Source organism: Micromonospora yangpuensis, assembly GCF_900091615.1.
GTDB classification, from domain to species: domain Bacteria; phylum Actinomycetota; class Actinomycetes; order Mycobacteriales; family Micromonosporaceae; genus Micromonospora; species Micromonospora yangpuensis.
In genome coordinates this window covers 2,208,778-2,228,731 of record NZ_FMIA01000002.1, presented here as the reverse complement: position 1 = coordinate 2,228,731, position 19,954 = coordinate 2,208,778, and the positions used below count along the sequence as shown (strand labels likewise).

The window sequence follows — 19,954 nt, the reverse complement described above, 5'->3', positions numbered from 1 at the left end:
GAGGCGTGATCGACTCGGTTGGGCTGATATGGCGGGGTCCACGGCCGTTCGACCCAGCCATATCAGCCCAACCGAGTCGATCAACGTCGACGGCATGAGCCTGAGCCGCATCAGGGGTGTTCGCGCAGGACCGCCACTTCACCCGGGGCGACGGTCAGCTCGCCGGTGCAGGGGTGCCCGGTGAGCAGTTCGGTGCCGGTGCCGGCGAGGGTGGCTGCCTCGTCGGTGTGGTTGACGACGAAGAGCCAGCTCTGTTCGTCGCGGCGACGGCGGACCACCTCCACGCCGGGCGGGGCGTCGGCGGCGGGGCGGACCCCGGCGTCGGTGAGCAGGCGGGTCAGCAGCCGGGTGGTGGCGGCGCGGTCCAGGCGGGTGCCGACGTACCAGGCGGCACCGTCGCCTAGCTGGTGGCGGGTGATCGCCGGTACGCCGGGCAGCGGTCCGTCGGCGTAGCCGGCGAGCACCTCCGCGCCGAGCGGGTGCAGCAGTTCGGTCCAGACGTCGGCCGTGCCGCCGTCGTCGAGGTTCACCCGTTCGCCGGCGGCCAGCGGGAAGAACTCCTCGGTGCGGACCCCGAGCAGGTCCCGGAAGGCCCCCGGGTAGCCGCCGGGTCGGACGTGGTCGTGCTCGTCGACGATCCCACTGAAGTACGTCACCAGCGTGGTGCCGCCCCGCTCGACGTACCGGTGCAGGGCTTCGGCGTCGGCGTCGCGGACCAGGTAGAGGGTGGGTACCAGGACAAGCCGGTAGCCGGTGAGATCGGTCGACGGGTGCACCACGTCGGCGGTGACCCCGGCCCGCCACAGCGCGTCGTAGCAGGCCCGCAGCCGGTCGCCGTAGTCGACGTCGACGCTCGGGTGGGCGTCGAGTTCGGCACCCCACCAGGCCTCCCAGTCGAACAGGATCGCCACCTCGGCGTCGACCCGGCTGCCGCGTACCTCGGCCAGCGCGCGCAGGTCGGCACCGAGCCGGCAGACCTCGCGGAAGACCTTGGTCTCCGGTCCGGCGTGCGGCAGCATCGCCGAGTGGAACTTCTCCGCACCGGCCAGCGAGGCCCGCCACTGGAAGAACAGGATCCCGTCGGCGCCCCGGGCGAGGTGCGCCAGGCTGTTGCGGCGGAGCTGGCCGGGGGCCTTGGCCAGGTTGCGCGGCTGCCAGTTGACCGCGCTCGTGGAGTGTTCCATCAGCAGCCACGGCGCGCCCCGGGCGACGCCGCGGGTCTGGTCGGCGGCGAGCGCCAGCCCGACGTGTGACTCCGGGTCGGCGGCGGTCAGGTAGTGGTCGTTGGCGACCAGGTCCACGTCGTCGGCCCAGGAGTGGTAGTCGAGGTACTTGCTGCCGGTACCGATCATGAAGTTGGTGGTGACCGGCTGGCGGACCAGGCGGTCCAGCACGGAGCGTTCGGCGCGCAGCTGGGCCCGGTGCTCGTCGGAGCTGAACCGGGCGAAGTCCAGCTGCTGGGTGGGGTTGACGAAGGTCGGGGCGGTACGCGGCGGGTTGATCTCGGCCCAGTCGTGGTACCGCTGGCTCCAGAAGGCGGTGCCCCAGGCGTCGTTGAGCGAGTCCAGGTCGCCGTAGCGGGCCCGCAGCCAGCCCCGGAACGCCTCGGCGCTGACGTCGCAGTAGCAGTGCGCGTTGTGACAACCCAACTCGTTGCCGACGTGCCACATCACCACCGCCGGATGGTCGGTGTAGCGGGTGGCGACCGCCTCCACCAGCGCCAGCGAGTGCTGCCGGAAGACCGGTGAGCTGGGACAGTACGCCTGCCGGGCACCGGGCCAGAGGACCGTCTGGTCGGCGCGGCGGGGCAGGGTCCCGGGGTGCCGGTGGGCCAGCCACGGTGGCGGGCTGGCGGTGGCGGTGGCCAGGTCCACGTCGATGCCGCCGTCGTGCAGCAGCGCCAGCACCCGGTCCAGCCAGCCGAACTCGTACCGGCCGGGGGTGGGCTCCAGCAGCGCCCAGCTGAAGATGCCGACGGAGACCAGGTTGACCCCGGCCCGGCGCATCAGCTCCACGTCGGTGGCCCAGGTCTGCTCGGGCCACTGCTCCGGGTTGTAGTCCGCCCCGAAGGCGATCCGGTCGCCCTGCCACGTCCCGTGGCCCCGGTCGCCCTGCCACGTCCCGTGGCCCCGGTCACCCTGCCACGTCCCGTGGATCTCGCCCTGCCACGTTCCCATGTGCGCAGAGCCTGGCACCGTCACCGACCGCCGTCAATCGCGGCCACGCCGGTGGCCCGGGTGCGTGTCGACCCGGGCCACCGGCCCTACGCCGGGCGTGCGGTCAGCTGGCGGTGCAGCTGAGCGTGGGTACGGCGCCGCTACCGGTGCCGATGAATCCGAAGCTGGTGCTCGCTCCGGCGGCCAGCCGGCCGTTGTACGACACGTTGGTGGCGGTCACGGTGGAACCGCTGCTGGTCACGGCGGCGTTCCACGCCTGGCTGACGGTCTGTCCGCCGGCGTAGGTCCAGCGGACCGTCCAGGCGCTGATCGCCGACACCCCGGCGGTGACCTTGACGTCGGCCTGGAAGCCGCCCTGCCACTGGTTGGTCACCGAGTACGTCGCGCTGCACCCGATGCCCACCGGCGGGCTGGTCGGTGGAGTCGTCGGCGGGGTGGTGGGCGGCGTGGTGGGCGGGGTCGTCGGCGGCGTGGTGGGCGGGGTGCCGGTGAAGACCGTCGCCTCGCGGGCGGTCTGCTTGATGCCGTTCGCGCCGTTGAAGAGCCGCTGACCCCAGCTGCTGAGGTTGTTCGGGTTGAAGTTGACGGCCAGGTCGAGGTACTCGACGCCACCGCTGTTGCCGCTCCACGACCAGCCCAGCCAGCCGATCCCGTTGGCCCGGGTGTACGACAGGATGGTGTCCTCGTCGGGGTTGCCGTCGGAGTGGTTGTGGCCGAACTCGCCCACCATGATCGGCAGCTTGGCGGTGCGGAACCGGCCCAGGTAGTCGCTGATCTCGGCGGCGGTGTCGAAGACGCCGTACATGTGCACGGAGAAGACGGTGTTCTTCTGCGGGTCGGCGGCGAAGACCGAGGCGGCGTTGTCGCGCATGGTGAACGACCAGTCCTGGCCCCAGTTCGGCGCGTCCACCACGATGGTGTGGGTCAGTCCGCCGGCGCGCAGCCGCTTGATGGCGTTGCCGCTGTCGGTGGCCCAGGTGGCGTAACCCTGGTTGCCGTACGGCTCGTTGCCGATGTTGACCAGGACGTAGCGCTCCTGGCCGACCAGCGCGCTCTTGATGCTCAGCCAGTAGTCGACCGCCCGGTCCAGGGTGATCGCGCCGCTCTGCTCGCCGTAGCCGGTGGTGTCGTGCACCTCCAGTATGCAGATCAGCCGGTTGGCCTTGCACAGGTTGATGACGTTGGTGACGTCGGCGGTGTCGTTCTTGGTCCACCGGTCACCGCTGGAGAGCACCACCCGGACGCTGTTCGCCCCGAGCGCCTTGATGTTGGCGAACGAGCTGGTCTGCTGCGGGTACCAGGTGTGGGCGTGGTTGACGCCCCGGGCGATGAACTCGGTGCCGTTGGCGTCGTACAGCTTGCCGTCGGCGACGTAGAAGCCGGTGGCGGCGTGGACCGGCTGCCCGAAGGCGAGCAGGGCGACCACCAGCGCGAGCAGGGCCGCCCCGGCGGTGGAGAGTCGTTTCTTCATGGCATTCCTCAGCATCGAGATGCCCCCGTGCCCAGGTGGGGGTGCGGCGGTGACAGGGGTGGCGGTCGCAGCCCGACAACCGCCGTTCGGCTCCCGGCGACACGGCATCGGTGTGCGGCGATGTCGTGGCGCGGCAACCGGTTCAGCTCCACCCACCTGGCAGCCGGCGAGACCTGTGGTGGCCCACGTTGCCGTGGGCCACCACAGGTGCGTCATCCCCACCACAGGATGCCCGCTCAACCCGGCTGAACCGGTTAAGCTGCGACAGTAACCATCGATGACCGTCACGTCAAGCGCCGGGGGCGGACGGGACGAACGGTGCCGGTGGGATTGACCGGCCCACGGCGGGGTATCCGATCGACGTTCCCCATCTGCGAAACGGCGCAAGGAGAGATCCGCGATGGTCACCGTCGGCTACACCCTGATGTCCGAGCAGGCCGGCCCGAAACAACTGGTCGACTACGCGGTACGGGCGGAGGCGGCCGGCTTCGACCAGCTGGTGATCTCCGACCACTACTACCCGTGGCTGGACTCGCAGGGCCACTCCCCGTACGCCTGGTCGGTGCTGGGCGCGGTCGCCCACGCGACCAACCGGGCCGAGCTGATGTCCTTCGTCACCTGCCCGATCCGGCGGTACCACCCGGCGGTGGTGGCGCAGAAGGCCAGCACCATCGGGGCGCTCTCCGACGGCCGGTTCACCCTCGGGCTCGGCGCCGGGGAGAACCTCAACGAGCACGTGGTCGGCGGCTGGCCGCACGTGCAGCAGCGGCACGAGATGTTCGAGGAGGCGCTGCAGATCATCCGGCCGCTACTCAACGGCGAGACGCTCGCCTTCTCCGGCAACCACTTCGACGTGCCGGACGCCTACCTCTACGACCGGCCGGCCACGCCGGTGCCGATGGCCGTCGCCGCCTCCGGGCCGTCGTCGGCCGCGCTGGCCGCCGAGTACGCCGACGGCATCGTCGCCACCGAGCCCGACCCGCACATCATCGAGCTGTACGACAACGCCGGTGGCAGTGGCCAGCCGAGGTTCGGCCAGGTCGCCATCTGCTACGGCCCCGACGAGGCGGAGTGCCGCAAGATCGTGCACGACCAGTTCCGCTGGTTCGGCATGGGCTGGAAGGTCAACGCGGACCTGCCCGGCCCCGACTCGTTCGCCGCCGCCACCCAGTTCGTCCGGGAGGACGACGTCGCCGAGGGCATCCCCTGCGGGCCGGACGTGGAGCGGCACGTCGAGGCGTTCCGGCAGTTCGTCGACGCCGGTTTCACCCACGTGGCGATCGTCCAGGTCGGCGGGGAGACCCAGCCGATGTTCCTGGACTGGGCCCGGGAGGAACTGCTCCCCCGGCTGCGCCGGCTCTGACACCGATCCCGAAGACGGGCTCCGCTCAGGCGGGGCCCGCGCTCGGGCGGGCCGGGCTCAGGTGGCCCCGATCGCCAGGTCGACCAGGACCGGACAGTGGTCCGAGGCCCGGTCGGTGTCGTCGTCGCGCACCACCCGGCAGTCCCGCGCCACGGCGGCGAGCCCGGTGGTGGCGAGCAGGTAGTCCAGGCGCATGCCGGAGAACTCGACCCCGCCGCCGTACCGGGTGGGCGCGGTCGCCCCGTCGTCGCCCGGCCGGCCCGCCGTGAGCTGGAGGTCGACCAGGCCGGCGGCGAGCAGCCGACCGACCGCCCGGGTGTCCACCCGACCGTCGCGCCGCAGGTGCCGCCGCCGGTACGCCGCCGGCAGCCGCGCGATCCGGTCCCGGTGGTCGACCCCCGGCTCCAGAGTGTTCAGGTCCCCCGCCACCAGTACCAACGGCCCGTCGTCAGCCCCGCCCCCGGCACCGACCACGCTGCCGCTGGCGTGGCGGACGGTGGTGGCCAGCCAGCCCGCCTCGATCAGCCGTCGGGTGCCCGAGAACGGGCAGAGGTGGGTGCCGGTCAGCGTCAACGGGCCAGCCGAGGTGGCCACGGTGACCCGCTGCGCGCCGTGGTGGAACGGACGGCGCACCCCGGCGGCGGCCAGGATGCGCAGCGGCGGACGGACCAGCACCGCCACCGGCTGACCCCACCGGCTCCGGGCCAGGTACGGCCGCATCCCGACCCCGGCGGCGAACCGGGCCAGCACACCGGGCCGGTCGAAGCCGCGCAGCTCCTGCAACGCGAGCAGGTCCGGTCGCTGCGTGGTGACGACCCGGCGCACCAGGGCCAGCCGGTCGCCACCATCGGCGTCCCGCCCGCCGGTCCGGATGTTCCAGGTCATCACCCGCAGCACCGGGGATCACTCCGCCCGGGACGCCTTGGCCAACTCGTCGTCGAGGGTGTCCACGTCCTCGGACTCGATGCTCGGCTGGTTGCCCTCGTACACGTCGGCGTTGGGGCGGACCACCCAGTAGAGCAGCCCGATCCAGAGCGCGGTGAGCATGATCGCGCCCATGAAGTCGGTCGGGTGGTGCATGCCCCGGTACATCCGGGAGACCGCCACCCCGACCGGCATGACCACGGCCAGCGCCACGAACACCCACCGCCACCACCGGTCGGTACGCGGGAAGATCACGACCGCGACGGCCACCCAGATGCAGAGGGTCGCGGCGATGTGGCCGGACGGGAAGGACGAGGTGGGCATCGGCCCGTCCAGGTTCTCGATCGGCGGACGGGGCCGGTCCACCGCGGCGGCCGAGGCGAGGAAGAGGCTCAGCTCGCCGAACATGGTCAGCGCCACGAAGAGCACCGGTCGCCAGCGCCGCCAGACGGCCAGCACCAGCGGGCAGAAGACCACCCCGATCAGCAGGATCGCGTGGGTGTCGCCGACCTTGCTCCACCAGTAGCTGAAGTCGTCACGCCACGGGGTGCGGTGCTCGTCGAACCAGTTCGGCACGGCGGTGTCGAGGGTGGCGAAGAAGGTCCCGTCGGCGTGGTAGCTGACGTAGGTGCCGAAACCGTAGAGCACGCCGAAGATCAGCACCCAGCCGACGACCAGTTCGGCGATGCCGGCGCGGGCGTGCGGCAGCAGCTTGCCCTCGTCCGGGGCGGGAGCCACCTCGTGTGCGGCCTCCGGCTCCAACCCCTCGGTCAGCGCCGCCACCGGTCGGCCCCGCTCCAACCGCCACAACCGGAAGGCGTACGCGGTGATGCCCAGCCAGGCCGCGCCGAGCAGCCAGGCACCGAGCACGTCGGAGACGAAGTGCACGCCGAGAGCGACCCGGGTGAAGCCGATCAGGAACACCACCACGCCCACCAGCGCGATCGCCAGCTTGCGCCAGCGGGGTGCGATGGCGGGCAGGAAGACCAGCAGGATCGCGCCGTAGGCCACCATCGAGCCCAGCGCGTGCCCACTGGGGAAGCTCTGCCCGGCGTACGTGCCGATCGGCACGTCCACCTCCGGGCGCAGCCGGTCGACGAGCGTCTTCAGCGAGGGGTCGAGGATCAGCGCGCCGAGCCCGGTGACGATCACGTAGACCGCCAGCCGGCCCTGCTTGCGGATCAGCAGGCCCACCACGGCCACGCTGACCAGCCACATGATCACCGGTCGGCCACCCAGGTCGGTGATCGCGGTGAGCACCGTGACCAGCGGGCCGATCGGTGCGATCTGGTCGTTGAGCCAGGCCGCGATGCCGTGGTCGACGTCGTACAGCGGGGTCCACTCCACCCGGACCAGCACCAGCAGCAGCGCGAACGCGACCCCGGCGGCGAGCAGCAGCGCCAGTCCGGCGAGGCTCCGTTGGGTGAAATGACCCAGTGGTCGTCGCAGTACCTCTTTGACCCCGGTCACGGCAGCCTCCCTCTCGCTGTGGCGTGCCGCTTCTACCCGATCCACGGTCGCGGTACACGCAACCGGGCACTCGGAGGTCACAACGAGGTCATTTCCCCGGTGTCGTCGAGACTGGACCGACGCGCCTCGGGCTCCCACAGGTCCGGCTGGGCCGGGTCCCGCACCCCGATCCGCTGCGCCTCCAGTTGGGCGGCGAAGGCCAGCCCGCCGAAGAGCGCGATGCCGGTCAGGTTGGCCCAGAGCAGCAACGCCATCATCCCGGTCAGTGCGCCGTAGGTCTGCCCGAAACCCTCGGCGAACGCCACGTACGCCGCCAGCAGCAGGCTGGCCACCCACCAGAGCACGGTGGCGATGCCGGCGCCGAAGAACAGCCAGGACAGTCCGGGCTGTTTGCGTCGGGGAGCGTGCCGGAACAGCACCGCGACGGCCACGACGGTCAGGCCGAGGCTGACCGGCCAGCGGACCACGTCCCAGCCGGCGTCGACGCCGGCACCCCAGCGGTAGTGCCGCTGCACCGAGTCGCCCATCGGCCCGCCGGCGACCAGGATCAGGAAGCCGAAGAGCGCCGGCAGACCGGCGGCGACGGCCAGCACGGCGGCCCGCAGGTACTTCCACAACGCGGGGCGGTCCCGCTCGACCCCGTAGATCCGGTTGGCGCCCCGCTCGATCTGGGCCATCGTGCTGGTCAGCGCGAACAGCCCGGTCAACAGTCCCAGGCTCAGCGCCCACTCGCCGATCCGTTCGGTGCGCTCACCCTCGCCGAGCAGCTCCTTGACCATCGTCTCGCTGGCACCGGGGGTCAGCGCCAGCACCGTGTCGGCGACGACCTCACCGCCCTCCCGTACGCCGAGTTCGGTGATCAGCCCGGTCAGCGCGATCAGGAACGGCACCACGGCCAGGCAGAGCTGGAAGGCGAAGGCCCGGGCGTGGCTGAACCCGTCGCCGTAGCGGAACCGGACGAAGGCGTCGTGCAGCAGCCGCCAGCCGCCGTGGCGGCGCAACGCGTGCCAGGCGTCGTCGGCCGACAGCTGCTCGTCGGCCATCAGCCGGGTCTCCGGCACCAGCCGGGTGCTACTCACGGCGGGCCTCCTCGATCAGTTCCTCACCCCGCTCACTGGCGCCCTCGGCGTCCACGGTCAGGTCGGGTGCCTCCTCCGGCTGCGGCACGCAGAGCCAGAGCGCGCCGGGCCGGACCTCGGCCAGCAGCGTCCGGCCGGGCGTGATCAGGTCGCCGTCGAGTTCCCGGGGCTGCTCCCGGTTGCTGGTGACCTCGATGCGCCGGCCCCGGTGCACCTCCAGCCGGGGGATCCGGTCCCGCCTGCGGAGCACGGCCCAGCCCAGGGCGACCCAGTGCCGCAGGTTGCGGGGGGTGAGCACGGCCACGTCTAGGCAGCCGTCGTCGGGCTCCGCCTCGGCGAGCAGACGTACCCCGCCCTGGAGCCGGCCCACGTTGGCGATCAGCACCGAGCGGGCCCGGCGGCGCATCGGCGGCCGGTCGTCGATGCGTACGGTCACCCGCATCGGCCGGTCCCGCAGGTGCCGGGCGGCCCCCATCACGTACGCCGGCCAGCCGATGCGGGCCTTGGTCGTCTCGGAGGTGTCGGCGAGCATCTGGGCGTCGAAACCCATCCCGGCCATCACCGCGAAGTAGTGGTCCTCGACCGCGCCGACGTCGAGCTGGCGGCGGCCCCGCTCGACGGCCACCTGCAGCGCGGCGGCGACGTCGACGGAGAGGCCCAGGTTGGCGGCGAGCAGGTTGCCGGTGCCCTGGGGCAGCACGGCCAGCGCCGCGTCGGTGCCGACCAGGCCACTGACGCAGGCCATCACCGTACCGTCGCCGCCGCAGGCGAAGACGACCTCGGCGCCGTCGCGTACCGCCTGCTCGGTCTGGCCCCGGCCGGGGTCCTCCGGGGTGGTCTCGAACCACCTCGGGGCCGGCCAGCCGGCGGTGGTGAGCGCGGCGTCGACCGTCTGCCGCAGCTCGTCGAGATCGTCGACCTTCACCGGGTTGACCACCACGGCCGAGCGCGGCCCGCTCCCGGCCACCGCTGGGCGGCTGTGCTCTGCACCTGTCACGGCGTCAGTGTGCAGCACCCGCATCGGTTCGGCGACCCGACGCCGACCGGGGTAAAGATGACCACAGGGAGGTTTCAAACCGGTAGGCGCCGGGGCGGGCGAACCGGCCCCGTCGGGTGGGTGCCGCGACTACCCTCGTCAGCAAGGCAGCGACGCCGAAAGGTGGTGCCGGATGACCGCACCGCAGCCGTCGGCGGTGGTGGCCGGGCTCGGCTCGGCGACGGCGAACCCGACAGTGGTCCAGCTGGCCGCCCGGGAGGCCGCCGCGCACGGCCGACCCCTGCGCCTGCTGCACGCCTTCAACTGGGCGGCGGCCCTGGCGTCGCCCTCCCCGATCGGCCCCCGCGCCGAGGCCGAACTGCTCATCGAGGAGGCCACCGGGATCGCCCACGAGGTGGCCCCGGTGGTCCCGGTCAGCGGCGACCTGGTCGAGGGCGGTGCCGTTGACGCGCTGATCCGCCGGTCGGCGTCGGCCTTCCTGACCGTCCTCGGCGACGGTGGGATGGCCCACTGCCCGGACTGCGTACCCGCCGACGCGCCGGCGGTCCAGGTGGCCGCCCGGGCCGAGTCCCCGGTGCTGGTGGTCCGCCGGGAGCCGCCCCCGCCGGGGCCGGTCCTGGTCGGGTTGGACGGCTCGGCCAGCTCCCGTACCGCGTTGGACTTCGCCTTCGACTGCGCGGCCCGTCGGTCCGCGCGGGTGCTGGCGGTCCGGGTGATCGAGCCGGACCGCCCCGACGCGGACGCCACCGCCCACCTCACCGAGGCGGTGGCCGACTGCGGTCGGCGGTACCCGTCGGTGGGCGCGGAGTGCCACACCATCCACGGCGATCCCGGCACCGTCCTGCTGGACCAGTCCCGCTCGGCGCAGCTGGCCGTGGTCGCGGCGCGCGGGGACGAGCCGTGGCGGGGACTGCTCGGCGCGGTCAGCCAGTCCCTGCTGTACCACTCGCCGGCGCCGGTGCTGGTGGTGCGGGGCCTGGCCGAGACGCCCACGGCGTGATGCCGGGACGCCGGCACGGTGGCGGGTCTTGCCGTCCGGTTCGACCGGGACCAATGGCCCTGCCCGCCGCCCCGGGCCGCCCGGCACCCTCGAAAGCGCCGGACCGCACGTCCCTTCCGGATGCAGAACTCCCCCACCCGCGAGAGGCTGAGACCATATGGACACCGCTGTGGACCTGGATGCTCCGCTGACCGACGACGAGTTGCGCCGGCTGGACGCGTACTGGCGGGCGGCCAACTACCTGACCGTCGGGCAGATCTACCTGCTGGACAACCCGCTGCTGCGGGAGCCGCTGCGCCCGGAGCACGTCAAGCCGCGGCTGCTCGGCCACTGGGGCACCAGCCCGGGGCTGAACCTGCTCTACGCCCACCTCAACCGGGTGATCGTGGCCCGTGACCTGAGCGCCATCTTCGTCACCGGGCCGGGGCACGGCGGCCCGGCGCTGGTGGCGAACACCTGGCTGGAGGGCACCTACAGCGAGCTGTACCACTCGATCGGCCGGGACGAGGCCGGCATGGCCCGGCTGTTCCGGCAGTTCTCCTTCCCCGGCGGCATCCCGAGCCACGTCGCACCGGAGGTGCCGGGTTCGATCCACGAGGGCGGCGAGCTGGGGTACGCCCTCAGCCACGCCTACGGCGCCGCGTTCGACAACCCGGACCTGCTGGTCGCCTGCGTGATCGGCGACGGTGAGGCGGAGACCGGGCCGCTGGCCGGCAGCTGGCTGTCCAACGTCTTCCTGAACCCGGCCCGCGACGGCGCGGTGCTGCCCATCCTGCACCTCAACGGCTACAAGATCGCCAACCCGACGGTGCTGGACCGGATTCCCCCCGCCGACCTGCGCGACATGATGCGCGGCTTCGGCTACCAGCCGTACCTGGTCGAGGGGGACGACCCGGCCACCGTGCACCAGCTGCTCGCCGCGACCCTGGACCGGGCGGTCGACGAGATCGCCGCCATCCAGCGACGGGCCCGCTCCGGCGGCCCGGTCGAGCGGCCCCGCTGGCCGATGATCATCCTGCGTACCCCGAAGGGGTGGACCGGCCCGCAGCGGGTCGACGGCAAGCAGGTCGAGGGGACCTACCGCGCCCACCAGGTGCCGATCTCCGAGGTCCGCGACAACCCGGAGCACCTGGCCGAGCTGGAACGCTGGCTGCGCGGCTACCGTCCGGAGGAGCTCTTCGACGCCACCGGCGCGCCGGTGGCCGAGCTGGCCGCCCTGCCACCGCGCGGAGCGCGCCGGATGAGCGCCAACCCGGTGGCCAACGGCGGCAGCGTGCTGCGCGACCTGGAGCTGCCGGACTTCCGGGCGTACGCGGTGGACGTGCCCCGCCCCGGCGAGCCGGTGACCGGCGCGACCGGGGTGCTCGGCCCCTGGGTCCGCGACGTGATCACCGCCAACCCGCAGACCTTCCGGCTGTTCGGCCCCGACGAGGTCGCCTCCAACCGGCTCGGGGCGGCCTTCGAGGTCACCGACCGGGCGTTCGTCGGTACGACCACCGCCGACGACGACCACCTGTCGGCCGACGGCCGGGTGATGGAGGTGCTCTCCGAGCACCTGTGCCAGGGCTGGTTGGAGGGTTACCTGCTGACCGGCCGGCACGGCATCTTCACCAGCTACGAGGCGTTCATCCACATCGTCGACTCGATGGTCAACCAGCACGCCAAGTGGCTGAAGACCACCCGGGGCATCGGCTGGCGGCAGCCGGTGGCCTCGCTGAACTACCTGCTCTCCAGCCACGTGTGGCGGCAGGACCACAACGGTTTCTCCCACCAGGATCCCGGCTTCATCGACCACGTGGTCAACAAGAAGGCCGAGGTGGTCCGGGTGTACCTGCCGCCGGACGCCAACACCCTGCTCTCCACGATGGACCACTGTCTGCGCAGCCGGCAGTACGTCAACGTGGTGGTGGCCGGCAAGCAGGCCGCCCCGAACTGGTTGACCATCGACGAGGCGATCCAGCACTGCCGGCGCGGCCTCGGCATCTGGGACTGGGCCAGCACCGACGACGGTGACGAGCCGGACGTGGTGCTGGCCTGCGCCGGGGACGTACCCACCCTGGAGACCCTGGCCGCCGCCGACCTGCTCCGCCAGCGGCTGCCGCAGCTGCGGGTACGGGTGGTCAACGTGGTCGACCTGATGCGGCTGCAACCCCCCTCGGAGCACCCGCACGGCCTGCCGGACAACGAGTTCGACACCATCTTCACCCGCGACCGGCCGGTCATCTTCGCCTACCACGGCTACCCGTGGTTGATCCACCGGCTCACCTACCGCCGGACCAACCACGGCAACCTCCACGTGCGCGGGTACAAGGAGGAGGGCACCACCACCACACCGTTCGACATGGTGATGCTCAACGACCTGGACCGCTTCCACCTGGTCATCGACGTGATCGACCGGGTGCCCGGACTGGCCGGTCGGGCCGCGCACCTGCGGCAGGAGATGGTCGACGCCCGGCAGGCCTGCCGGGACCACACCCGCCGGTACGGCGAGGACGACCCCCGCGTCGCCGAGTGGCGCTGGATCCGTGAAACCGACCCGACGAACAGGTGACGACGATGAGTGACGAGGAGATCCTGGTCGGCTACGACGGCTCGGCCGACGCCGACGTGGCGCTGGCCTGGGCCCTGGACGAGGCGGCCCACAGCGGCCGGCCGGTCCGCCTGGCGTACGTCTTCGAGTGGCTGACCGTGGCCGGTTGGATCGGCCCCGGCGTCGCCCCCGGCATGTGGCCGGACGACACCGCCCGCCGGCAGGTCGAGGAGCTGGTCCAGCGGGCGGCCGGGGACGCCGCCGCCCGGCACCCCGGGCTGACCGTGCACGGGGAGGTCTTCGACGGCCCACCCTCGTTGGTGTTGCAGGAACGCTCCGCGCAGGCCGGTCTGCTGGTGCTGGGCAGCCGGGGTCACGGTGGCTTCGCCGGCCTGTTGGTCGGCTCGACGGCGGTCTCGGTGAGCGCCCACGCCCACTGCCCGGTGGTCATCGTCCGCACCGACACTGGCGGCGGTGGTGCGGGAGCCGGGGACGCGGTGGTGCCGGGTCGGCGGTCCGGGCCGGTGGTCGTCGGGGTGGACGGCTCCGACTCGTCGCTGCTGGCCCTGGGCTGGGCCGTGGAGCGGGCGGCGCAACGGGGGGTACCACTGCGGGTCGTCCGGGCCTGGTCGCCCGCGCAGTACCGGTCCCAGGGCTTCGACGCCGACGAGGCGGCGGCCACCGAGCAGACGGCGGTCGCCGACGCGCTGGCCCCGTGGCGGGAGACCTTCCCGGCGGTACCGGTCGACGTCGAGGTGGCCACTCAGAGCCCCCAGTCACTGCTGCTGGCGGCCAGCCGGGACGCCCAACTGGTGGTGGTCGGCACCCGGGGCCGCGGCGGGCTGCGGGGGATGCTGCTCGGCTCGGTCAGCCAGCAGCTCATCCAGCACGCCGCCAGCCCGGTGGCGGTGATCCGGCAACGCTGAACCGCGCCCCGCCCGGCCCCCGGGTCGGGCGGGGCGGGCTCACTCCTGGTGGCGCAGGCCACCGCGCAGCGCGCGGAGCGCGTTGAGGATCACCACCACGTCGATGCCTTCCTGCAGGAACGCACCGGCCACCGGGGGCAGCCGGCCGGCGGCGGCGACCAGCATCGCCAGCACGGCCAACCCCATGCCGACGGTGGCGCTCTGCACCGCGATCCGACGGGCGTACCTGGCGATCTCCACCGCGTCGGCCAGCCGGTCCAGCCGGTCGACGGTGAGCACCGCGTCGGCGACGTCGGCCGAGGCGGTCGCCCCGGTGGCGCCCATCGCCACCCCGACGTGCGCCTCGGCCAGCGCCGGGGCGTCGTTGACCCCGTCGCCGACCATCACCGTGGTCGCCCGTCGCGCCTCGGCCTGGACCCGCTGTACCTTCTCCGCCGGGGTGCAGCGGGCCAGCGCCTCGTCGACGCCGACGGCGCGGGCCACCCGGTCGGCGGTGCCGGGGCGGTCACCGGTGAGCATCACCAGCCGGGTCAGCCCGGCCTGCCGCAGCCGGTCCAGGGTCTGGGCGGCGTCGGGGCGTACCGGATCCTCCAGCAGGACCGCGCCGATCGGTCCGGTGTCGTCGCTCACCCAGACCGTCGAGTTGCCGGCGGACTCGGCGCGGTCGCGGACCCGCGCGGCCCACTCCGGCAGCTCACCGTCGAGCTGGCCGACCCGGACCAGCCGCCCCCCGACCCGTCCGCTGACGCCCCGCCCCGGCTCCTCGGTCACCCCGGTCGGCTCGGTGAGCGCCAACCCCCGCTCGTGGGCCTGCCCGACCAGCGCCGCCGCCAACACGTGCGGGGAGAGCTGCTCGACCGAGGCAGCCAGCCGCAGCACCTCGTCGCGGTCACCGCCGGGGGCCACGACCGTCTCGGCGGCCCGGGGCCGGCCGGCGGTGAGCGTCCCGGTCTTGTCCAACAGCAGGGTACGGGCCCGGCCCAGCAGCTCCAGCGAACCGCCGTCACGCACCAGCACCCCCCGCCGGGCGACCCGGGACAGCCCGGAGACGATCGCGATCGGGGTGGCCAGCAGCAGCGGGCACGGGGTGGCCACCACCAGCACCGCCACCGCCCGCACCACATCGCCGGAGAGCAGCCAGCCCAGCCCGGCCAGCAGCAGCGTGAACGGCACGAACACGGCGGCGTACCGGTCGGCGAGGCGGACCATCGGGGCCTTGCGGGCGGTGGCCTCCTCGGCCAGCCGCACGATGCCGGCGTACGTGCTGCGCGCCGCGTCGCTGGTGGCCCGCAGCCCGAAACCGGCACCGGCGTTGACCACCCCGCTGGCCACCTGCTGCCCCGCGGCCCGCGAGACCAGCTGCGACTCGCCGGTGACCACCGACTCGTCCAGGGTGGCCGGCTGCTCGGCCGTGCCGTCCACCGGCACCACGTCACCCGGGCCGACCAGCAACCGGTCACCCACCACGACCCGGTCCAGGGCCACCTGCTCGATGCCACCGGCGGCGGTACGTCGCCGGGCGGTCCGGGGGGCGTGTTCCAGCAGCGCCCGCAGGTCGCGGGTGGCCCGACGCTGGGCGTACGCCTCCAGGGCGCGTCCGGTGGCCACCATCACCGCGATCACCGCCCCGGCCAGGTACTCACCGACCACGAGCGCGCCGGCCAGGGCCAGCACGGCGATCACGTCCACCCCGAACCGCCGGTGCCAGAGCTGGCGCAGCATCGCCCAGGCGGCGGGCAGCAGCGCGGCCAGCGTCACCCCGGCCCAGAGCAGGTCACCTGCCCCGCGCCGGCCGGTCAGCACCAGCGCCGCGCCGACCAGCACCGCCACGGTCAACCCGGCCAGCGGCACCCACTGCCGCCAGCGTGACCACCGTCGCCGGGGCGTGTCGTCGCGCCGTGCCGGCCGCTGCGGCACGCACTCGGTAGGTCCGGCCCCCACCTGCGGATCGTCCCAGCGCCCCGGGCCTCGCGTGCGGTAAACCGGCACACCGGGCAGGCCAGCACGGCGTCCCGGCACACCGGGCGACGGACCGGCACACCGGGCGGGGCCGAAGGGCCCGGGTGGGGCGGACCTGTGCCCGTGTCGGTCGGCGGCCCCGCCGACCGACCATGGATGGGCAACCCCGCCCCCGGCAGGTCCCGGCTGGGGCACGATGAGAAAAACGGAGAGGTCACAGACTGATGAGCCCTCAGACGCCGGCCACCCAGCGCCCGTTGACCATCGCGCTCGCCGAGGCCGCCGCGATGGCCGGGCACGCCCCGTCGGTGCACAACACCCAGCCGTGGCGGTGGCGGGTGCTGCCGGACGCCCTGGAGCTGCGTACCGCCTCGCAACGGCGACTGGCCGCCACCGACCCGGAGGGGCGGCTGCTGGCGTTGAGCTGCGGAGCGGCCCTGCACCACGCCCGGGTGGCGTTGCGCGCCGAGGGCTGGACGTCGGTGGTGCAGCGCAGCCCCGATCCGGCCGATCCGGAGCTGCTGGCCCGGCTGACCGACCTGCGACGCGGCGCGGCCGACCCGCCGGCGATGCGCCTGGTGCAGTGCATGCAGGTCCGGCACACCGACCGGCGGCCGGTCAGCGCGGATCCGGTGCCGGCCGACCAGCTCACCGAGATCGTCCAGGCCGCCTCCGGGGAGGGCGCCCGGTTGCAGCTGCTGGACCGGGACCAGGTCCTGGAGTTGGCGGCGACCGCCTCGCACGCCGGCACGGTCGAGGCCGACGATCCGCAGCTGCGGGAGGAGCTGGCCTACTGGACCAGCCGTACCTCCGGTGCCGGGCTGCCGCCGGAGGTGCTGCCCGACCAGGCGCCGCAGACCACCGTGCCGGGCCGCGACTTCGGCCGCCCCGGCACCCTGCCGGTCGGGCCGGGGCACGACCGGGCGGCCGCGTACGCGCTGCTCTTCGGGGATGAGGACGAGCCGGAGAGCTGGCTGCGGGCCGGTGAGGCGCTCTCGGCCGCCTGGCTGGCCGCGACCCGGCTCGGGGTGTCGGTGGTGCCGCTGTCGGGCGTGGTGGAGGTGCCGGGCACCCGGCAGATCCTGCGTCAGCTCCTGGCCGGCCTCGGCTACCCGTACCTGGTGCTGCGGTTGGGTCTGGCGGACCCGGCGCACGCCGGGCCGCCGCACACCCCCCGGCTCGCCGTGGAACAGACCGTCGACACCTCGGCGGTACGCGACGCGCAGCGTTGAACCGGACCGGCGTCGCCCGTCACGCGGCCCGGACCGGCGACGCCCCGCCACGCGGCCCGGACCGGCGACGCCGTCGCTCGGGCGGGCCGCGACGAGCCGGCGGTGGGCGGTAGCATTCGGCGGGTGGCCGCCAGCGCACCCCGTTCCGGCAACGACCAGACGATCCCCTCGCTCGGGCTGAGTCCGCTGTCGCGGGTACGCCTCGACGAGCTGCTCCAGGAGATGCTGGACCGGGTAGGCGAGGTGGTGACCAGCCGGGAGCGGCTGCGGGCCCTGCTGGACGCGGTGGTCGGCATCGGCACCGACCTGGACCTGCGCAGCACCCTGCAACGGATCGTCGGATCGGCCTGTGAGCTGGTCGGGGCCCGCTACGGCGCACTCGGGGTGATCGGCGGCGACCGGTCACTGCACGACTTCATCACCCACGGCATCGACGCCGAGCTGCACGCCCGGATCGGCGACCTGCCGCACGGCCGGGGCGTGCTGGGGCTGCTCATCGACGAGCCCCGCCCGCTGCGGATGCCGGACATCACCCGGCACCCCGGGTCGTACGGGTTCCCGGCGCACCACCCGCCGATGCACAGCTTCCTCGGCGTGCCGGTCCGCATCCGTGACCAGGTCTTCGGCAACCTGTACCTGGCCGAGAAGCAGGGTGCGGCGGAGTTCACCGAGGACGACGAGGAGATCGTGGTGGCGTTGGCCGCCGCCGCCGGGGTGGCCATCGAGAACGCCCGGCTGTACGCGCTGGCCCACCGCCGGGAACGCTGGCTGGCCGCCACCGCCGAGATCACCTCGGTGCTGCTCGGCGAGGTCCGGCGTACCGACGCGTTGACCCTGGTCGCCCGGCGGGCCCGGGAGGTCGCCGAGGCCGAGCTGGCGGTGGTGCTGCTCTACGACGAGGACGCCCAGCAGTTCACCGTGGAGGTGGTCGACGGCGCCGACGAGCAGGCCCGCGCGCTGGTCGGGGCGGTGTTGCCGGCCGCCGAGACCACCTTCGCCGGCCCGGTCACCGAACGCCGCCACGCGCAGCTGGCCAACCTGGCCGAGGCGGCACCCTGGCCGGTGCCGGTCGCCGCCGGCCCGGCCGTGCTCTCCCCGCTGGCCGCCGCCGACACCCTGCACGGGGTGCTGCTGATCGCCCACGCCCCCGACCACGGTGGCGCCACCGACGACGACGTGGCCCTGCTGGGCAGCTTCGCCGGTCAGGCGGCGCTGGCCATGGAACGGGCCCGGGGCCAGGAGGAACGGGAGCTGCTGGTGGTCTTGGAGGACCGCGAACGCATCGCCCGGGACCTGCACGACGTGGTGATCCAGCGGCTCTTCGCCACCGGTCTGCACCTGCAGAGCGCCGTGCCGATCAGCACCCGCCCCGAGGTGGCCAGCCGGATCAACGCCGCCGTCGACGACCTGGACGCCACCATCCGCGACATCCGCCGGACCATCTTCGAGCTGCGTACCCCGATGAGCGCGGCGCTGCGTACCGAGATCCGGGAGGCGGTGGCGGAGGCCGCCGCGCTGCTGGGCCACCGCCCGGTCGTGGAGCTGACCGGACCGATCGACAGCGCCGTGCCGGACGAGGTCCGACCCGACCTCACCGCCGTGCTGCGCGAGGCCCTCACCAACGCGGTACGCCACGCGCGGTGCACCCGGCTGACGGTGGCGGTGTCGGTGGCCGCCGGCCGGTTGACGGTCACGGTCAGCGACGACGGCACCGGCATGGATCCCGCCGCCGCCCGCAGTGGCCTGGTCAACCTGCGGCAACGGGCGCACCGCCACGGCGGCGAGTTCACCATCGACCCGGTCACCCCGCACGGCACCAGCCTGCGCTGGAGCGTCCCGCTGTCGGCCTGACCGGGCAGCTCAGTGGGCGTCTGCCGCCGGTCAGGCGGTGACCGGGCAGCTCAGTGGGCGTCTGCCGCCGGTCAGGCGGTGATCGGGCAGCTCAGGGACGTTTGCCGAGCAGGCGGGTGGCGAGGACGGCGGCCTGGGTACGCCGTTCCAGGCCGAGCTTGGCCAGCACGCTGGAGACGTAGTTCTTCACGGTCTTCTCGGCCAGGAACATCCGTCCGGCGATCTCCCGGTTGGTGAGCCCCTCGGCGACGTACTCCAGGATCCGGCGTTCCTGCTCGGTCAGTGACTGCAGCTCCCGGGGCTGCTCGACGCCGCTGCGGATGCGGTCCAGCACCCGGGTGGTGATCGCCGGGTCGAGCAGCGACTGCCCGGCGGCGACCCGGCGGACCGCGTCGACCAGGTCGGTGCCCCGGATCTGCTTGAGCACGTACCCGGCGGCACCGGCCATGATCGCGGCGAAGAGCGCCTCGTCGTCCTCGTAGGAGGTGAGGATCAGGCCCCGGATCGACGAGTCGACGGCCCGGACGTCCCGGCACACGTCGATGCCGTTGCCGTCGGGCAGCCGGGCGTCGAGGATCGCCACGTCCGGCCGGAGCGCGGGGATGCGGCGGGTGGCCTCCGTCGCCGACCCGGACTCCCCCACCACCTCGATGTCGCCACCGGAGGTGAGCAGGTCGGCAAGGCCACGGCGGACGACCTCGTGGTCGTCGAGAAGGAACACCCGGATCATCCCTCGTTTCTACCCCCTCGCCCCGGATCGCCGCAGGGCCGAAGGTCCCGTCACCCACCGACCGTGGTCGTGCCCCGCTCCCCCGGGGCGGGCCCCACTCTCCCGGGATGGGCCCCGCTCTCCCGGGATGGGCCCCACTCCCCCGGGGTGAGGCCGACCCGCTCCCCCGGCGTGAGGCCGGCCCCGCTCCATCGGGGTGGTGAGAAGGGGGCCCTTCTATACCGAAAGCGTTAACAGGGGGCCCT

Annotated in this window: 14 protein-coding genes; 6 read left to right on the top strand and 8 right to left on the bottom strand. The window is 73.4% G+C overall.

Annotated elements, in window-relative coordinates:
- Window positions 1-110: 110 nt before the first annotated feature.
- Entirely contained in the window at window positions 111-2,177 is a 2,067-nt protein-coding gene (locus tag GA0070617_RS10205; protein ID WP_091435820.1) for a beta-galactosidase, read from the bottom strand.
- Between the two features lie 103 nt (window positions 2,178-2,280).
- On the bottom strand, window positions 2,281-3,648 hold the full coding sequence (locus GA0070617_RS10200; RefSeq protein WP_091435818.1) for a cellulase family glycosylhydrolase: 1,368 nt from the start codon (window positions 3,646-3,648) through the stop codon (window positions 2,281-2,283).
- A gap of 400 nt (window positions 3,649-4,048) precedes the next feature.
- On the opposite strand from GA0070617_RS10200, the gene GA0070617_RS10195 reads away from it, so the two are divergent.
- Window positions 4,049-5,011 (top strand): TIGR03557 family F420-dependent LLM class oxidoreductase, encoded by a 963-nt coding sequence (locus tag GA0070617_RS10195; RefSeq protein ID WP_091435816.1) that lies wholly within the window; start codon window positions 4,049-4,051, stop codon window positions 5,009-5,011.
- A 57-nt stretch (window positions 5,012-5,068) separates the two neighbouring features.
- On the opposite strand, the gene GA0070617_RS10190 is transcribed toward GA0070617_RS10195, so the two are convergent.
- The 4 genes from GA0070617_RS10190 to GA0070617_RS10175 all read right to left on the bottom strand — a co-directional run bounded on the left by GA0070617_RS10190 (window position 5,069) and on the right by GA0070617_RS10175 (window position 9,505).
- Complete coding sequence (locus GA0070617_RS10190) at window positions 5,069-5,908, bottom strand: endonuclease/exonuclease/phosphatase family protein (protein WP_091435813.1); 840 nt, start codon at window positions 5,906-5,908, stop codon at window positions 5,069-5,071.
- A gap of 6 nt (window positions 5,909-5,914) precedes the next feature.
- Window positions 5,915-7,405: a phosphatase PAP2 family protein gene (locus tag GA0070617_RS10185; protein ID WP_091435811.1), complete on the bottom strand. Its 1,491-nt coding sequence runs from the start codon at window positions 7,403-7,405 to the stop codon at window positions 5,915-5,917.
- A gap of 77 nt (window positions 7,406-7,482) precedes the next feature.
- Window positions 7,483-8,484, bottom strand: a complete 1,002-nt coding sequence (locus tag GA0070617_RS10180) for a YihY/virulence factor BrkB family protein (protein WP_091435808.1) — start codon at window positions 8,482-8,484, stop codon at window positions 7,483-7,485.
- The gene (locus GA0070617_RS10175; protein ID WP_091435806.1) at window positions 8,477-9,505 is read right to left on the bottom strand and encodes a diacylglycerol/lipid kinase family protein; all 1,029 of its coding nucleotides are present in this window, start codon (window positions 9,503-9,505) and stop codon (window positions 8,477-8,479) included. The genes GA0070617_RS10180 and GA0070617_RS10175 overlap by 8 nt, the downstream gene beginning before the upstream one ends.
- 148 nt (window positions 9,506-9,653) lie before the next feature.
- Here GA0070617_RS10175 and GA0070617_RS10170 point away from each other — a divergent pair, with 148 nt between their 5' ends.
- The 3 genes from GA0070617_RS10170 (at window position 9,654) to GA0070617_RS10160 (ending at window position 13,937) form a co-directional block, all read left to right on the top strand.
- The gene (locus tag GA0070617_RS10170) at window positions 9,654-10,481 is read left to right on the top strand and encodes a universal stress protein (RefSeq protein ID WP_091435804.1); all 828 of its coding nucleotides are present in this window, start codon (window positions 9,654-9,656) and stop codon (window positions 10,479-10,481) included.
- Window positions 10,482-10,638: 157 nt separating this feature from the next.
- Window positions 10,639-13,032, top strand: coding sequence for a phosphoketolase family protein (locus GA0070617_RS10165; RefSeq protein WP_091435801.1), 2,394 nt, complete (start codon window positions 10,639-10,641; stop codon window positions 13,030-13,032).
- A gap of 5 nt (window positions 13,033-13,037) precedes the next feature.
- The gene (locus GA0070617_RS10160) at window positions 13,038-13,937 is read left to right on the top strand and encodes a universal stress protein (protein WP_091435799.1); all 900 of its coding nucleotides are present in this window, start codon (window positions 13,038-13,040) and stop codon (window positions 13,935-13,937) included.
- A gap of 39 nt (window positions 13,938-13,976) precedes the next feature.
- Here GA0070617_RS10160 and GA0070617_RS10155 read toward each other — a convergent pair whose 3' ends face one another.
- Window positions 13,977-15,878, bottom strand: coding sequence for a heavy metal translocating P-type ATPase (locus tag GA0070617_RS10155; protein ID WP_091435797.1), 1,902 nt, complete (start codon window positions 15,876-15,878; stop codon window positions 13,977-13,979).
- 242 nt (window positions 15,879-16,120) lie between these two features.
- Between GA0070617_RS10155 and GA0070617_RS10150 the strand changes: the two genes are divergently transcribed.
- A complete protein-coding gene (locus tag GA0070617_RS10150) occupies window positions 16,121-17,128 on the top strand; it encodes an Acg family FMN-binding oxidoreductase (protein WP_091435794.1) in 1,008 nt (335 codons plus the stop codon).
- Window positions 17,129-17,350: 222 nt separating this feature from the next.
- The gene (locus tag GA0070617_RS10145; RefSeq protein ID WP_091446195.1) at window positions 17,351-18,979 is read left to right on the top strand and encodes a sensor histidine kinase; all 1,629 of its coding nucleotides are present in this window, start codon (window positions 17,351-17,353) and stop codon (window positions 18,977-18,979) included.
- 91 nt (window positions 18,980-19,070) lie between these two features.
- Here GA0070617_RS10145 and GA0070617_RS10140 read toward each other — a convergent pair whose 3' ends face one another.
- The gene (locus tag GA0070617_RS10140) at window positions 19,071-19,709 is read right to left on the bottom strand and encodes a response regulator (protein WP_091435792.1); all 639 of its coding nucleotides are present in this window, start codon (window positions 19,707-19,709) and stop codon (window positions 19,071-19,073) included.
- Between the last annotated feature and the right edge of the window lie 245 nt (window positions 19,710-19,954).

Bases quoted from the DNA above. Each gene is read 5' to 3' on its own strand.
- GA0070617_RS10205 (WP_091435820.1), bottom strand. From the start codon at position 2,177: ATGGGAACGTGGCAGGGCGAGATCCACGGGACGTGGCAGGGTGACCGG.
- GA0070617_RS10200 (WP_091435818.1), bottom strand. From the start codon at position 3,648: ATGAAGAAACGACTCTCCACCGCCGGGGCGGCCCTGCTCGCGCTGGTG.
- GA0070617_RS10195 (WP_091435816.1), top strand. From the start codon at position 4,049: ATGGTCACCGTCGGCTACACCCTGATGTCCGAGCAGGCCGGCCCGAAA.
- GA0070617_RS10175 (WP_091435806.1), bottom strand. From the start codon at position 9,505: ATGCGGGTGCTGCACACTGACGCCGTGACAGGTGCAGAGCACAGCCGC.
- GA0070617_RS10170 (WP_091435804.1), top strand. From the start codon at position 9,654: ATGACCGCACCGCAGCCGTCGGCGGTGGTGGCCGGGCTCGGCTCGGCG.
- GA0070617_RS10165 (WP_091435801.1), top strand. From the start codon at position 10,639: ATGGACACCGCTGTGGACCTGGATGCTCCGCTGACCGACGACGAGTTG.
- GA0070617_RS10160 (WP_091435799.1), top strand. From the start codon at position 13,038: ATGAGTGACGAGGAGATCCTGGTCGGCTACGACGGCTCGGCCGACGCC.
- GA0070617_RS10150 (WP_091435794.1), top strand. From the start codon at position 16,121: ATGAGCCCTCAGACGCCGGCCACCCAGCGCCCGTTGACCATCGCGCTC.
- GA0070617_RS10145 (WP_091446195.1), top strand. From the start codon at position 17,351: ATGCTGGACCGGGTAGGCGAGGTGGTGACCAGCCGGGAGCGGCTGCGG.
- GA0070617_RS10140 (WP_091435792.1), bottom strand. From the start codon at position 19,709: ATGATCCGGGTGTTCCTTCTCGACGACCACGAGGTCGTCCGCCGTGGC.